Below are 14,747 nucleotides of genomic sequence, written 5' to 3'. Positions count from 1 at the left end.
CGCCGTTGCGGGTTGACCATGCCCAACCGAGACCATACTGTTGATATATCAATCTATGGTTAGTTGTCGTGCAGGCCGTTCGTCGTCTCGGTCGAGCTCGATCTCTCCACCCCGATACGGAAGGACCACCATGGGTTCACCGAGAGTTGTCATCATCGGTGCCGGCATCGTCGGTACCAACGTGGCCGACGAGCTCACCGCGCGCGGTTGGGATCGCGTCACCGTCCTCGATCAGGGGCCGCTACCTCTCACGGGTGGATCCACCTCGCACGCACCGGGTTTGGTGTTTCAGACCAATGCATCCAAGACCATGACCGAACTCGCCCGGTATACGGTCGAGAAGTTCATGGGCCTCGAAGTGGACGGGCAGTGGTGCTTCAACCAGCTCGGTGGCCTCGAAGTGGCGACCACCGAGGAGCGGCTGGCCGATCTGCATCGCAAACAGGGGTGGGCCACGTCCTGGGGCATCGAAGGATCGGTCATCGACCCGTCCGAATGCGCCAAACTGCATCCGCTGCTCGATCGTTCGCGTGTTCTCGGCGGTCTGTACGTCGAGACCGACGGTCTCGCGAAGGCGTCCCGCGCTGTCGTGGCCCTCACCCGCCGCGCAGAATCGCGTGGAGCCGTCTTCCGTGGTTCCACGAAGGTAGTCGGAATCGAACAGACGGGTGGACGAGTAACCGGTGTGGCGACCGACCAGGGCGTGATCGAGGCCGACATCGTGGTCTCTTGCGCCGGCTTCTGGGGCGCGGACGTGGGCGAGCTGGTAGGCATGAAAGTGCCGCTGCTGCCTCTGGCGCACCAGTACGCCAAGACCGACCAGATCCCGGAACTGGTGGGACGCAACACCGAAGTGGCCGAGGCCGGCCTCCCTATCCTCCGGCACCAGGATCAGGACCTGTACTTCCGCGAGCACGTCGACCGCCTCGGCATCGGCTCCTACGCCCACCGCCCGATGCCCGTCGACACCAAATCCCTGCCCGGCGGCGACGGTGTGTCCGACGAGGCAATGCCGTCCATGCTCGATTTCACGCAGGAGGATTTCGCGCCATCGTGGGAGCAGTCCAAGCTGCTGCTGCCATGCCTCGAGACTGCCAAGATCGACCACGGCTTCAACGGAGTCTTCTCGTTCACCCCGGACGGCGGACCATTGCTCGGGGAATCCCCGGACGTCAAGGGCTTCTGGATCGCCGAGGCCGTGTGGGTCACCCACTCGGCCGGAGTCGGCAGGGCCATCGCCCAGCTGTTGGTCGACGGCCGATCCGAGGTCGAATTGCACGGGTGCGACGTCAACCGATTCGAGGATTTCCAGCTCGATCCGGCATACGTCAGCGAAACCTCGCAGCAGAACTTCGTCGAGATCTACGACGTCCTGCATCCCTCGCAACCGCGGTTGTCCCCGCGTGATGTTCGGGTCAGCCCTTTCAATGCGCGGCAGCACCAACTCGGTGCCGTGTTCCTCGAAGGCGTCGGGTGGGAACGCCCGCACTGGTACGAGGCCAATGCCGATCTGGTGCAACAGCTTCCCACTGAATGGCAGCCGCCGAAGCGTGACGAGTGGGCCTCGATGTTCCATTCGACCATCGCTGCGGCCGAGGCGTGGAAGACCCGCACGTCCGTCGCCATGTACGACATGACTCCACTGAAGCGGCTGCGTGTGCGGGGCTCGGGAGCCCTCACCTTCCTGGAAGGGCTGACGACCGGAAAGATGGACAAGTCCATCGGGGCCGTCACGTACACACTCGCTCTGGACGAGAAGGGCGGCATCCGAAGCGATCTCACCGTTGCGCGGTTGTCGGCCGACGAATTCCAGGTCGGTGCCAACGGCAATCTCGACTTCGACTACCTGCGCCGCGAAGCGCCCAGCGACGGCAGCGTCACCGTCGACGACATCACCGGCTCCACGTGCTGCATCGGTCTGTGGGGCCCGCACGCCCGAGAGGTCGTCGAGAAGCTGACCCAGGACGACTTTTCGAACGAGAACTTCAAATACTTCCGCTGCAAGCAGGTTCGGATCGGAGGAGTGCCCGTCACCGCGATGCGGCTGTCGTACGTGGGCGAGCTCGGGTGGGAGCTGTACACCACCGCCGACTACGGTCAGCGACTCTGGGACATGTTGTGGCAGAGCGGTTCCGAGTTCGGCATCATCGCCGGTGGACGCGCCGCGTTCAACAGCCTGCGGATGGAGAAGGGCTACCGCTCGTGGGGCTCGGACATGACCACCGAACACAACCCATACGAGGCCGGCCTCGGCTTCGCAGTGCGCCCGCAGAAGGGCGAATTCCGGGGCCGAGACGCCGTCCTCGAGATGTCCGACGACACCGTTTCGAGGAAGCTTGTCTGCCTGCAGATCGACGACGGATCGTCGGTTGTACTCGGACACGAGCCGGTCCTGGTGGACGGCGAACCTGCCGGCTACGTCACCAGCGCCTCGTTCGGACATACCGTGGGTGCGCCGATCGCCTACGCCTGGGTGCCCGCCAGTAGTGCAGAAACCGGCGCAGCAGTACAGATTCGATACTTCGATCGGCTCGTATCCGCCACGGTCGTGGCCGAGCCTCTCGTCGACCCCGAGATGGCCAAGATCCGCAGCTGACGACCCACCAGTATCAGGAGATTCGATGACCGAGAACTTCACCCTCACGCTCAGCTGCGGCCGGCGGCCGGGCATCGTCCGGGCCGTCAGTGCGTTCCTCTTCGACAACGACTGCGACATCGCCGAACATCAACAGTTCGACGACTCGATGGACGGCTCGTTCTTTCTTCGTACGTCTTTCGTGGCCAGTGGTACCACAGACATCGAGCAGTTGACCGAGAGCTTCCGTGAGTTGGCCGACCGATTCGCGATGTCGTACACATTCAACGGGTGCAGTCAGCCGCGGGTGCTCGTCATGGTGTCCAAGATGGGGCACTGCCTCAACGACCTGATCTTCCGTTGGCGCTCACAGAATCTCGGTGGGGAACTGGTGGCCGTGGTCAGCAATCACGAGGTGCTGAGGCCGATGGCCGAGGCGGCCGGGCTGCCGTTCGTCCATGTTCCCGTCACTCCGGGTACCAAGGCCGAGGCCGAACAGCGTCTGCTGGACCTTGTCGCCGAGTACGAGGTGGATCTGGTGGTGCTGGCGCGCTATATGCAGGTGCTCTCCGACAAGACGTGTCGAGCACTGCACGGCAAAGCAATCAACATTCACCACTCCTTCCTGCCCGGCTTCAAGGGCGCGAAGCCGTACCACCAGGCCTTCGACCGGGGCGTCAAACAGGTCGGTGCGACGGCGCACTACGTCACTCCCGATCTGGACGAGGGTCCGATCATCGAGCAGCAGGTCATTCGCATCGATCACACTCACGACCCGTTTCGTCTGGCCACCGTCGGACAGGACGCCGAGGCACTCGCACTCTCGCGGGCGGTCCGCTGGCACTGCGAGAATCGCGTTCTGCTGCACGGACACCGGACGGTCATCTTCAGCTGAAAAGAGAGGACCTCACACCCTTTCTGCAGAGTGCGCGCTGGTTCCAGCCTCCTAGAACGGGCGCGCACCCTCGAAAAGGCGTGTGAGGTTCCGATCCGGCCACTCCACGACGTCCACCGGCACCGGGTGTCCAGCGGTCGGATTCAGCCGCCGTCGGTGTATTCCTCGGCCGCGTCGGTCAGCCAGGCTGCGAGATAGCGTGCGAACGACGAGCGCACGAGGATGGAAAAGTCCGTTCCGGTGTCGTCGCGGGCAATGAGGATCATCCCTGCCATCGCCAGCATCGTCTGCGCCGTCGACCCTGCCGGGAAGGCACGTGGGTGCAGATCGATCGAGCATCCCTTCGCCAATACATCTCGGGCCCGAGAACCGCTCAGCCGCAAACTGGTTCGCTGACCGGACACGTCGGTTGCCGCGCCACGGTGCGCGCGAACGGCCGAGCCGAGACGGTGTTCGAGTTCGACCGGATCGACCCCGGCTCCGATCACCAGCCACTCCTCGGGTCCCAACCAGATCGAGGTGGTGTTCGTCCCCTCGGCCACGCGGCCGGGGCCGGGGAGCTCGGTGCCGAGCTCTGCCGAGGCCGCGGCACCGCCCGGCCCGTTCGGATCGACCCACAGGTCGACTGCGGCGAGGAACGGCTCCTCCACGATGCGGACAGCAGGTGAGTCCGGCAGAAGAGTCTCTGCGAGTGGGCTTCTGGCAGCGAGTCGGTCAGCCATCACGGCGGTTACCTTCCGGGTCGACGAGTACGGAGCCGGTGACTTCGACGGCGATCAGGGTGTCGCCCACCGGGACGTGCAGGATGTCGCCGAGTCGGTCACGTCCGGCTTCGAGCAGGGCCAATCCGAACGGGCGGCCCAATTCTGCGCTGGCGTAACTCGACGTGACGTGACCTAGCATCGGCACCGGAAGTTCGGGTAGAACACCGCTGTCGGAGTGCTCGATGATCTGTGACCCCTCCGGGAGGACGGTTTCGCGGTCGACCGGCAGTAGGCCGACGAATTGCTTGCGCAACGGGTTTCGGTTCTCGGCGCGGTCGAACGAGCGCTTTCCGATGAAGTCGAGCTTCTTCTTCGACACCGCCCAGCTCATGCCGAGGTCCTGCGGGGTGACGGTGCCGTCAGTGTCCTGGCCGACGATCGGGTAGCCCTTCTCCGCCCGAAGCACGTGCATGGTTTCGGTGCCGTACGGGGTGATGTGGTACTTCTCGCCCGCGTCGATCAGCCGCGACCACAGTGCGTGGGCGTGCCAGGAATCGATGTTCACCTCGAAGGCGAGTTCACCGGAGAAGCTGATTCGCGCCACACGTACCGGCACACCGTCGACCGCGGCATCTCGCCAGGCCATGAACGGGAACGCCTCGTTGGACACGTCGAGTTCGGGAAAGATCTCGCCGACGAGATCGCGAGATCGCGGTCCGACGACGGGGAACGTGGCCCACTGCTCGGTCACCGACGTCAGCCGAACCGCCAGGTGCGGCCACTCGGTCTGCAGCCACTCCTCCATCCAGTCGAGCATCCCTGCTGCCCCGCCGGTGGTGGTGAACACCTGGAATCGGTTGTTCGCCAGGCGCATCACGGTGCCGTCGTCGATCACCATGCCGTCGGCACCGCACATCACGCCGTACCGAACCATGCCGACCTTCAACGTGCTCATCATGTTCGTGTAGAACATGTCCAGCACCACGCCCGCATCGGGGCCCTGTACGTCTATCTTGCCGAGCGTCGAACCGTCGAGCATGCCGACGCTCGAACGCACGGCCGCACACTCGCGTAGCACGGCGTCGTGCATCTCCTCGCCGGGAAGTGGGTAGTAGCGTGGCCGCTTCCACTGTCCGACGTCCTCGAAGATCGCGCCGCGCTCGACGTTCCAATCATGCACTGCGGTAACCCGTTCCGGGTCGAACGCCATGCCGCGATTGCGTCCGGCCAACGCCGCGAATGCCACCGGTGTGTATGGCGGTCGGAACGTGGTGGTGCCCAGGTTCTCCACCGGCTTGTCGAGCAGTTCCGCCACGATGCCCGAGGACACCACACCGGAGGTCTTGCCCTGATCGTGCGCGGTACCGATCGTGGTGTAGCGCTTGATGTGTTCCATCGACGACATGCCGGCACCGACTGCGCGGACCAGATCGGCCACGGTCGCGTCGCGCTGTACGTCGACGAACTGGCTGTCGGCACCCGCGTCGTCGCGCACCCGCCACAGCACCAGCGACTCGCTGCTGGGCACGGAATCGACTACAGGAAGCGGGGTTTCGGGCACATCGAAGCCGAGCCGGTTCAGCGCGCCTGCCGCGGCCGAGGTGCCGTCGCGTAGGCATTCGGCCAGATCGAAGACCCCCGATGACGATCCGGCGACACTGATGCCCTCGACGTCGTCCGCGGGCACGAATGCGCCGAGTTCGCCGTCGTAGCGCAGTTTTCCGCGGGCCTGGCTGAACAGGTGCACCGCGGGGTTCCAGCCACCACTGACGAGCAGTACGTCGCAGCCCACCGTGTCGGTGGCACCGTCGGCGCCGGTCACCAGTGCATGGGTGACGCGGGTGTCGCCGCGGGTGCCGGACACGACGCTCCCGGGGCGTACCTCGATGCCGCGCTCGCGGCACAGGCCGAGCCAGTACTCGGGCGCACTGTCGCGGGCGTCGACGATGCTCGCGATGCGGACCCCTGCGTCGTGCAGATCGACGGCTGCCTTGTATGCGCTGTCGTTGGTGGTGAAAACGACGGCCTCGGTGCCCACCGTGACGCCGTAGCGATGCAAGAACGTACGTGCGCTGTGCGCCAGCATGATTCCGGGGCGGTCGTTGTCGGTGAAGACGACCGGACGTTCGTGGGCGCCGGTGGCCACCAGGACGTGGCGGGAGCGAATGCGCCAGACGCGCTGACGGCTCAGTGCGGCAGGTGCTTCCAGTCCCAGGTGATCGGTGCGACGCTCGAGCGCGAGGACGAAGCCGTCATCGTAGGATCCGAACGCGGTGGTGCGGCGCAGCAATGTCACGTCGGGGAAGGTCGACAACTCGGTCACCGCGTCGACTACCCAGTCCAGTGCGGGCCGGCCGTCGATGACGTCATCGGAGCCGAGCAGCGAACCACCGAACTCGCTCTGATCGTCGACGATGACGACCCGTGCGCTACTGCGTGCAGCGACCAGGGCGGCCGTCAGACCGGCCGGGCCGGCACCGACGACCAACAGATCGGCGTGGGCGTGCATGGCGTCGTACTTGGCGGAGTCGGAGATCTCGGGGAGACGCCCTTGTCCGGGGATGCCGCGGGCGACCAGACCGTCGTACAGCTCGATCGTGGTGGCGAGCAGCATGGGCTCGGGGAACGGCTCCTCGATCTGTACGAGTCCGCCGGTGTCCTCGGCCCATGCTGCGGTGAATCCACGGGGCCTGCCGAGCTTGATGCTGGTGGTGACCTGATGAATGCCGTTGGCGAGCAACGCAGATGCCAGGGTGTCGCCGGGATGTCCCTGCAGAGCCGAGCCGCCGAACGTGAAGTCGAAGGTGCTCGTGCGGTCGATGCGGCCGCCGGATGCGGTGCGGAATGCGGTCATGGGTTCACCGGCTTCGGGTCGTCGAGGCGATAGACACTGTGGATTCGGTAGGTGGCTGTGTCCCGGACGGCGTTGAACCACCGCCTGCAGCCCGCGCTGTGGCTCCACCGTTCTGCAAAGAGCCCTTTGGGGTTGTCGCGGAAGAACACGAAGTGCGCCCACTGTTCGTCGGTGAGGGCGGAGGGATTCTCGGGGTAGGCGATGTGCGCCTGGCCGCCGTAGTGGAACTCGGTTTCTTCTCGACTCCCGCACCACGGGCATTCGATCAATTGCATTGCCACTCCAGGATTTCTCGTTCGGGTGCTGCGTGTGCCGGGGCGGCGAGCCTAGTGAGCAACGCCCGCTGCGCCGTGCTCGTCCACCAGCGCGCCGGTGACGAATCGGTCCAGACTGAACGGTGCGATGTACTCGTGCACCTCGTCGTTGGCGATGGTGTCGGCCAGGCACCAACCGGCACCGGGGGTGGCCTTGAATCCACCTGTGCCCCAGCCACAATTGAGGAACACGTTGTCGAACGGCGTGCGCCCGACGATGGGTGAGGCGTCGGGACACACGTCCACGATGCCGGCCCAGGTGCGCAGCAGATGCGCGCGGGCGAAGATGGGGAACAACTCGACCGCAGCTGCCATCTGTCGTTCGATGATGTGGAACGCCCCGCGCTGGCCGTAACCGTTGTAGGAGTCGACGCCTGCGCCCATCACCAGTTCGCCCTTGTGTGCCTGGGAGACATAGACGTGCACGGCATTCGACATGACCACCGTGGGGTGGACCGGCTCGAGCAGCTCCGAGACCAGGGCCTGCAGTGGGTGACTCTGCAAGGGAGTCTTGATGCCGAGCATGTCCGTCAACGTCGAGGTGTGACCGGCCGCGCAGAGAGCGACCTGGCCGGTGGCGATGTCGCCGCGCGTCGTCTTCACCCCGGTGACGCGGTTGCCGTCGGTGGTGAAACCGGTGACCTCACAGTTCTGGATGATGTCGATACCGGCCGCGTCGGCGCGTCGGGCAAATCCCCAGGCGACGTAGTCGTGCTTGGCGATGCCGGCGCGCGGTTGGTATGTCGCGCCGAGTACCGGATAGCGAATGTCGCTGGAGATGTTGACGATCGGGCACAGCTTCTTGACCTCGTCGGGGTCGACCCACTGCGCGTCGATGCCGTTGAGTCGGTTGGCCTCGACGCGTCGCACGCTGTCTCGCACGTCCTGCAGGCTGTGCGCGAGGTTGAGGACGCCGCGCTGGCTGAACAGGATGGGGTAGTCGAGATCGTCGGCGAGTCCCTCCCACAGTTTCAGTGAGTGCTCGTAGATGCGCGCGCTCTCGTCCCACAGATAGTTGGAGCGGATCAGGGTGGTGTTGCGCGCCATGTTTCCCCCGGCGAGCCAACCCTTCTCCAGCACAGCGACATTGGTGATGCCGTGGTTTTTGGCGAGATAGTGCGCGGTGGCCAGGCCGTGCCCGCCGCCGCCGATGATCACGACGTCGTACGACTTCTTCGGTTCGGGGTTGCGCCACAGGAAGTCCGGGTGATCGGGCAGATGTGCGCCCGGTGTGGGTGCGGTCATCGGTAGCCTTCCGTCAGGTCGGGCGCGTAGTTCTGCGTCAAGGTGACCACCCTTCTGGGAGATCAATGATCTAGAACTGATATATCAAGATGCCAATAGAGTAAGATCACGAAGCAGGGCCGTCAAGGGCGGGGCATCGACCGGGAGTGAGCAGAGCAGATGACAATCGGAATTCCACCGGTGATCGATGCAGTGCAGTCCACCGGTACCAACGCCGATCGAGCGTACGAAATAGTGCGTGAGCAGCTGATCATGCTGGAAATTCGTCCGGGCGAACCCATCAACGACGATCGCCTGGCCGAGCAGTTGGGGTTGGGACGTACGCCGATCCGTGAGGGTCTCAAACGACTCGAACGCGAGCGACTCGTTGTTGCGTACCCCCGCCGCGGAACCTTCGCGACCGCCGTCGACATGACCGACCTGGCCAACATCTCCGAGATTCGTAAGCAGCTCGAGCCTGCAGCCTCGGCGCGTGCGGCGCGTACGGCCACGCGTGCGTCGCGCGATCGGCTGGCAGAGCTCGCGTCCTCGATCGCGAGCATCGACGACACCGACGATTCGCGCGAGGTGCTGCGGAAAGATGTTGCGGTGCATCGGGAGATCTACCGGGCCTCGGGAAATCCGCACCTCGAGGACATCCTGGTCAGTCTCGACGCCCACGCCACCCGCATCTGGTGCCTGTTCCTCGACCGACTACCGAACGTCGCCGGCCATGTTCGTGAGCATGTCGCGTTGCTGCAGGCCATCATCGACGGTGACGCCGACACGGCTGCCGAACTGACCCTCGAACACGTCACCGGGTTCGAGAACGCCATCAGGGAACTGTTGTAGTCGCAGCACGCTCGGCGGCACCTCTCAGTGCGGTCGAGATCGCGTACATTGCCGGGGTGTACTGACGCCGGCGACCACTATGGCCTCGATCGTTTGCTCTGTACACGACGTTGGGCTCGCAACCCGCTCGTGAATCTGTATGCACAGGAATGATATTCAGTGGCGCAGGTGTTGAGTGGCCGATACGCTCGCGCGGTGAAGGTGATATCGATCAACGCCTGGGGCGGTGCCGAACATGACGTCCTGATCCCATGGGTCAGGGGAGTCGATGCAGACGTTCTCTGTGTCCAGGAGGTGACGCGCACTCCGGGCGGGTCGGGCTGGGCGACCTTTTCGGATGGGGAACGTACGTTGCCGCAGCGGTTGAATCTGTTCGACGACATCTCATCGGTGCTGAAGGGACACAGATCGCATTTCATAGCCCACGACGCCGGGCCGGTCACCGATCTCGACGGAACGCGGTGGCGTCAGGACTTCGGTATCGCGACGTGGGTGCGCGACGACTTCCCGATTGTGGGTCTCGATGCGCGTTTCGTTCATTCGGAGTTCGTGAACCACGTCGATTGGACTGTCGAGGACCGTCCTCGGGCGGCGCTCACCGTTACTGTGCGAGACCCGTCGAGCAATCGAACCGTATCGGTTGTCCAGCTTCACGGGCTCCGTGATCCGGCGGGTAAGCACGACACTCCCGCTCGTGCAGATCAAGCTCGTCGACTGTCGGCCATCGTCGAACAGATGCACTCGACGAGCGACATCGTGGCGCTGTGCGGCGACTTGAACCTGCTGCCGACGAGTGCCACCTTCCAGCTGTTGGGTCGGCACGGAATGATCGACCTGGTGGGCGAATCCGATACTCGAACGTCGCTTTACGGTAAGCCGATTCGCAGTGCCAGCTACTTCTTGGTCTCTCGGTTGGACGCTGTGCGGCACTTCGAAGTAGTACAGCAACCGGAAGTATCCGATCACCGGGCACTGCTGCTCGAACTATGAACGCGTGCGGCAGATGTCAGTGCCGTGAAGTCTTGCCGGATGCTGACAGCGCGAGACGGCGCTGAAGAACACTGTTACCTAAGCGTGATCTGCTTAGCGCAAGTAACGGAGTCGAGCCCGAGGCGATAGACCGGGCACGATGTTCGTCGCGAGTGGGGAGTCGTCATGAGAGTGCGTTCTTCGATCGGATCCGCCCTGTTGACGGTGGTGGCCATCGCCGCCCTGACGGCATGCGGCGACCATGATGCTGGGCCCGCGCCGCAGGCAGTTACGACGTCCACCCAGGGGGTCGGTGCCCAACCAGCGGCTCCGGTGGAGAACACGCCATGGGAGAGTCCGGTGGCCGATGAACCGGATGCCAGCGATGGGTCAGGACCTATCGACGCGTCGGTTCCGCCGCCGACCGTTGTTCAGCCCTCTGCTCAGCCCATAGCGGTCGAGCCGCCCGTTCAGGATCCGGTGCAGCCGGAGATTCCTCCCGCATCGACCCCCGATGGTGATGACCTCGTGTCGACGATCATGGGGGATTGGCAGCGGCACGCAAGCATTCTTCATCTGGATCCTGACCCGGCGAGCAGCACGTTCACCACCGGAGCGAGTTGCTGCGACGTCGAAACCTGGACGGCCACCTACACGCCGATCGGTGACGACAAGGAAGACGGCGTGGTCGTCACGCTGCTGGAACGCACGTTCCTGGCCGGTGACGGACTGGGCGGAACGCTGTACGAGGGCAAACGATTCGAGGCCTCGCCGAGTATCGGGTACAACGACACCCGTGTGTTGATGACCTACGATCTGGGCGACGCTCCTGGGGTGAACACGTGGTGCCGATCCGGTCATGGCGTTCCCGAGTGCGGTGCCTGACGTACCGCCGTCACTGCGATCCTGGCCGCATGGCCGATGGCCTGATCGACCAGCGGGAGGTACAGGTCCATCCGCGCTGCCCTGGTGAACACCGACACTGCGACGGGCTTCTCGCCTGGAAACGACACCACGGCAACCTCGTTGCGAATGGGGCCGATGGTGCCGGTCTTGCCCGCGACCTGCACATCCGGGTACGGGATTCCGCTACGGATTCTGTGCGGCCATACTTGCTGAGACAGAACCTCTTTCATATACCGGCACTGCGCCGGCGATGCCGCGGTGCCCAGCCAGATCGAGCGCAGAACGGTGTTGCTGTCACGGGGGGTGGTGCACGAGGTGTACGCCGGATCGAAGCCCGAGCTGTCGACCACTGTGTAGTTGCTGGCCAGTAAGCCCACTGCTTCGTCCGCGTTCAACCGGCCGGTATCCCGGACGATCTGATCACCCAGTTGTTTCGTGCCACCTACGATGCGCGTGTGTTCGAGCCCGAGATCGTCAATCACCCGGGCGAGTGCATCGAGCCCCACTGCGCCGAGAAGTGCGTCGGCAGCGGCATTGTCGGAGACTGTGATCATCGATCGAGCGATGTCTCGCCAACTCATGGTCACCGGATCCGCGTAGCTTGCGATGCCCGTCGGCCCGGGACTGCACTGCCCCGGAACGAGCCGCACCGAATCTGTTGCAGTCAAGGATCCCTCGTCGAATTCGCGCGCCGCGGCAACGAGCAGAACCATCTTCCACACCGACGCGGCGACGACGGCGTCGTCTCCCTCGTAGTCGACGACCGTGCCGGTGCCGTCGATCCGTTCGGCGCGTGCCCAACCGCGACAGCCTGCGTCGGCGAATACGGCGCGCAGCTGTTCGTCGATCGTATTCACTTGTCGGCCTGCAACAGGATTCGATCGATGAGATTCACCAGAGACTCTTCCTCCTCGTTGCGGCGCACGATACGCACTCGCAGAGCAACGTCGTCGGAAGAGAGATCGAGATGATCGGTGCCTGGCAGTACCGGACTCGTGGCAGGTACGAGCCCGAAACATCGACCTGACGCAACGCTGATCGTGACGGCGCGAAAGGTGTTCGCAAAGAACACCTCTGGATCGAGGGCGTGGCGGCGAAACGCATCGAGCAGCAGGTCGTGTGCAGGTGGATTCGCAGCCCGCGGCGTGGTGGCGAGGGCGAGGTCGGACAACATGGTCAGTCGCGGCCGCTCTGCTCGGGCCGACCTGTGACCGACAGGAACGCTGACCCGCCGGGGTAACGCGATGACTGGTCCGGCCACCAATCGATCGAGTACCACCGGGTGATCGATCACTGCAACGTCGAGTTCGTGTGATCGCACACGGTCCAGCAAGGACACTGCTCCGCCGGTCTCCACCCGCACTTGGACTCCGACGGACGCGGCGATGCGGGCGGCCAAAGCATCGTCCAGTTGGGGGATGAGGCCGATGCGGACCGTCTTGGACGCGGTGAGTGACTCTGCCGTGGTGGTCAATCGGCGTGCGTCGTCGACGATCAAGCGAGCCCGTGGCAGCAGCGCAGCCCCATGTTCGGTGATGGCGGCACCGTCGGGTGTCCGCTCCACGAGTACGAGACCGAGGTGCTTCTCCAAGGCCTTGATCGCCCGAGACACGGGTGGCTGCGTCACGCCCAGAGTGGCCGCTGCGCGGCCGAAGTGGCGTTCCTCGGCGACGGCGACGAAATACTCGAGATGGCGAACAAGATCCACCGACCTATTGAAACACGTCGACCTGCCGCGATACCGAAGAGGAATGACGCTGCAGTGCCTCGGGACTTGGCTCGGAGGCGAGCGGGTGTGATCGCATGACCCCATGCGTACCTCGACATCCACCCGATTGATCACCGTGATCGCAGCGGCGGCGCTGACCGCCGGAGTTGCCTGTTCCTCGACGGCCACCGCCGAACCACCGCAGCCCGACACGAGTGTGTCTCAGTCCGCGAGCGAAGAGTCCAGTGCCGAAAAGGTATATCTCGAACTCGAGGCCAGGGACACTGCGCGGCTCGGCGTCAGCGTGCTCGATCTCGCGACCGGTTCCACTCGGAGCTACCGCGGCGACGAACGTTTCGCGTTCTGCTCCACCTTCAAGGTGTATGCCGTCGGTGCCGTACTCGCTGCCGTCGATGCCGGCACGTTACAGCTCACCGACACCAGAACGATCACCGCCGAGGACAAGGTGCCCGAATCGGCGGTCGATTGGGACGCAGGGTCGGTTGTCACGATCGCAGACTTGGCAGCGGCCGCACTGACCAAGAGCGACAACACATCCGGCAATCTGCTGATTCGCGAGGCAGGCGGGACCGCGTCGCTCACCGACTTCGCGCGATCACTCGGTGACACCGAATTTCGCCTCGATCGCACCGAGCCGGAATTGAACACGGCAATCCCGGGTGATCCACGAGACACCACGACACCCAACTCGTTGGCTGCCGGCTACCGAACCCTGCTCGACGGCGATGTTCTGACCGAGGCCTCGCGCAAGCAACTGCTCGAGTGGATGGGCGACACCGCGACGTCCACCGCCCGGTTCCGGGCGGGCATTGCGCCGCAATGGACTTCGGCCGACAAGACCGGCACCGGAAGCTACGGCGTCTCCAACGATGCCGGACTGCTGTTCGGACCGGACGGGCAGAGGATCCTGCTGGTCGTGCTCAGTGCGACGACGTCGGGGGTGGAAGACTCGCCGGCGATGAACCCCTTGGTGGCCGACGCGACCAGAGCGGCCGTGGAACAGGTGGAGTGAATCAGCCCTCGGCGCGTCGTACGGCGTCGACCAATGGAACGAGATCCGGCTCGTCGGATGCTTCGTCGAGAGCCTCGCGCAACGCCGCATCGTTGGTCGGCCGCGCGGCCTCGAGCAGGGTCAGGCCTTCTTCGCTGACGTCGGTGTAGATACCTCGGCGATCGGTGGGGCACAAGTACCGCGTGAGCAGCCCCCGATCCTCGAGTCGAGTGACCAGGCGAGTCGTCGCGCTCTGGCTCAGCACGACGGCGTCGGCCACCTGCTTCATCTGGAGGTGGCCGCCGACCCCGTCGTGCTGCCTGCCAAGGACGTCGAGCAGCCAATACTCGCGCGCGCTGAGGTTGTGGTTGGTCTGCAGCGCACGCTCGATGCGGCTTTCGATGCGTCCGTGCAAAACCGCAAGCGCAAGCCAATTCTGCGCAAGGGCAGTCAGGGCGGGGTCGTGTGCGCTCATGTGTCGTGCCTCTCGATACCTGTACTCGTGACCAACCACCATACCGCGCTTGCAAATAATCGGCGTCTACAACTATTTTTACCCGCTCGGGCTCACAAGATGGGACGCACCTGATGACGATCTCCCACTAACTGCCCTCCGCCCTCGGTTTCGGTACCGCGCACCGCTCGGAAACATGTTCCGTGCCATCCCCGACGAAGCCGCAGAGGCAGCGGGCGCGGCGTGGGACCAGGGCACCTCAGCGCCGACGCCACGATGC

General features: G+C 64.4%; 13 protein-coding genes. 6 read left to right on the top strand and 7 right to left on the bottom strand.

All coding sequences use genetic code 11. The features are described 5' to 3' along the window. Positions 1-130 precede the first annotated feature (130 nt). Both QM797_RS01140 and purU read left to right on the top strand, forming a co-directional pair. Positions 131-2,596: a GcvT family protein gene (locus tag QM797_RS01140; protein WP_283273303.1), complete on the top strand. Its 2,466-nt coding sequence runs from the start codon at positions 131-133 to the stop codon at positions 2,594-2,596. Between the two features lie 25 nt (positions 2,597-2,621). Next, positions 2,622-3,470, top strand: coding sequence for a formyltetrahydrofolate deformylase (gene purU, locus QM797_RS01135; protein WP_283273302.1), 849 nt, complete (start codon positions 2,622-2,624; stop codon positions 3,468-3,470). Between the two features lie 143 nt (positions 3,471-3,613). On the opposite strand, the gene QM797_RS01130 is transcribed toward purU, so the two are convergent. From QM797_RS01130 to QM797_RS01115, 4 genes are read right to left on the bottom strand one after another with little or no spacing between them, the layout of a single operon-like run. Further along, the gene (locus tag QM797_RS01130; RefSeq protein ID WP_283273301.1) at positions 3,614-4,192 is read right to left on the bottom strand and encodes a sarcosine oxidase subunit gamma; all 579 of its coding nucleotides are present in this window, start codon (positions 4,190-4,192) and stop codon (positions 3,614-3,616) included. Further along, positions 4,185-7,028 (bottom strand): 2Fe-2S iron-sulfur cluster-binding protein, encoded by a 2,844-nt coding sequence (locus QM797_RS01125; RefSeq protein WP_283273300.1) that lies wholly within the window; start codon positions 7,026-7,028, stop codon positions 4,185-4,187. Before QM797_RS01125 ends, QM797_RS01130 begins: the two co-directional genes overlap by 8 nt. Then, positions 7,025-7,303: a sarcosine oxidase subunit delta gene (locus QM797_RS01120; protein ID WP_283273299.1), complete on the bottom strand. Its 279-nt coding sequence runs from the start codon at positions 7,301-7,303 to the stop codon at positions 7,025-7,027. The genes QM797_RS01125 and QM797_RS01120 overlap by 4 nt, the downstream gene beginning before the upstream one ends. A 51-nt stretch (positions 7,304-7,354) precedes the next feature. Then, positions 7,355-8,587: a sarcosine oxidase subunit beta family protein gene (locus QM797_RS01115; RefSeq protein ID WP_283273298.1), complete on the bottom strand. Its 1,233-nt coding sequence runs from the start codon at positions 8,585-8,587 to the stop codon at positions 7,355-7,357. Between the two features lie 159 nt (positions 8,588-8,746). Here QM797_RS01115 and QM797_RS01110 point away from each other — a divergent pair, with 159 nt between their 5' ends. From QM797_RS01110 to QM797_RS01100, 3 genes are all read left to right on the top strand, one after another. Continuing rightward, on the top strand, positions 8,747-9,418 hold the full coding sequence (locus QM797_RS01110) for a GntR family transcriptional regulator (protein ID WP_283273297.1): 672 nt from the start codon (positions 8,747-8,749) through the stop codon (positions 9,416-9,418). 195 nt (positions 9,419-9,613) lie between these two features. After that, positions 9,614-10,408 carry an endonuclease/exonuclease/phosphatase family protein gene (locus QM797_RS01105; RefSeq protein ID WP_283273296.1) on the top strand — a complete coding sequence of 265 codons (795 nt, stop codon included), beginning with the start codon at positions 9,614-9,616 and terminating at the stop codon, positions 10,406-10,408. Positions 10,409-10,573: 165 nt separating this feature from the next. Continuing rightward, positions 10,574-11,272: a hypothetical protein gene (locus QM797_RS01100; protein ID WP_283273295.1), complete on the top strand. Its 699-nt coding sequence runs from the start codon at positions 10,574-10,576 to the stop codon at positions 11,270-11,272. Here QM797_RS01100 and QM797_RS01095 read toward each other — a convergent pair. Next, the gene (locus tag QM797_RS01095) at positions 11,245-12,150 is read right to left on the bottom strand and encodes a serine hydrolase (protein ID WP_283273294.1); all 906 of its coding nucleotides are present in this window, start codon (positions 12,148-12,150) and stop codon (positions 11,245-11,247) included. The two genes, QM797_RS01100 and QM797_RS01095, sit on opposite strands and share 28 nt — an antisense overlap. Further along, the gene (locus QM797_RS01090) at positions 12,147-13,001 is read right to left on the bottom strand and encodes a LysR family transcriptional regulator (RefSeq protein WP_283273293.1); all 855 of its coding nucleotides are present in this window, start codon (positions 12,999-13,001) and stop codon (positions 12,147-12,149) included. Before QM797_RS01090 ends, QM797_RS01095 begins: the two co-directional genes overlap by 4 nt. Before the next feature lie 103 nt (positions 13,002-13,104). Here QM797_RS01090 and bla point away from each other — a divergent pair, with 103 nt between their 5' ends. Beyond that, complete coding sequence (gene bla / locus QM797_RS01085; protein WP_283273292.1) at positions 13,105-14,034, top strand: class A beta-lactamase; 930 nt, start codon at positions 13,105-13,107, stop codon at positions 14,032-14,034. Between the two features lies 1 nt (position 14,035). Here the strand turns inward: bla and QM797_RS01080 are convergent, their stop codons facing one another. Then, positions 14,036-14,488, bottom strand: coding sequence for a MarR family winged helix-turn-helix transcriptional regulator (locus QM797_RS01080; RefSeq protein WP_283273291.1), 453 nt, complete (start codon positions 14,486-14,488; stop codon positions 14,036-14,038). Between the last annotated feature and the right edge of the window lie 259 nt (positions 14,489-14,747).

Origin of the sequence: Rhodococcus sp. IEGM 1381 (assembly GCF_030056795.1) — a bacterium.
In the GTDB taxonomy this organism is placed as follows: Bacteria; Actinomycetota; Actinomycetes; order Mycobacteriales; family Mycobacteriaceae; genus Rhodococcoides.
The sequence above is the reverse complement of the archived record's forward strand: the minus strand, read 5'-3'. Positions and strand labels throughout refer to the sequence as shown.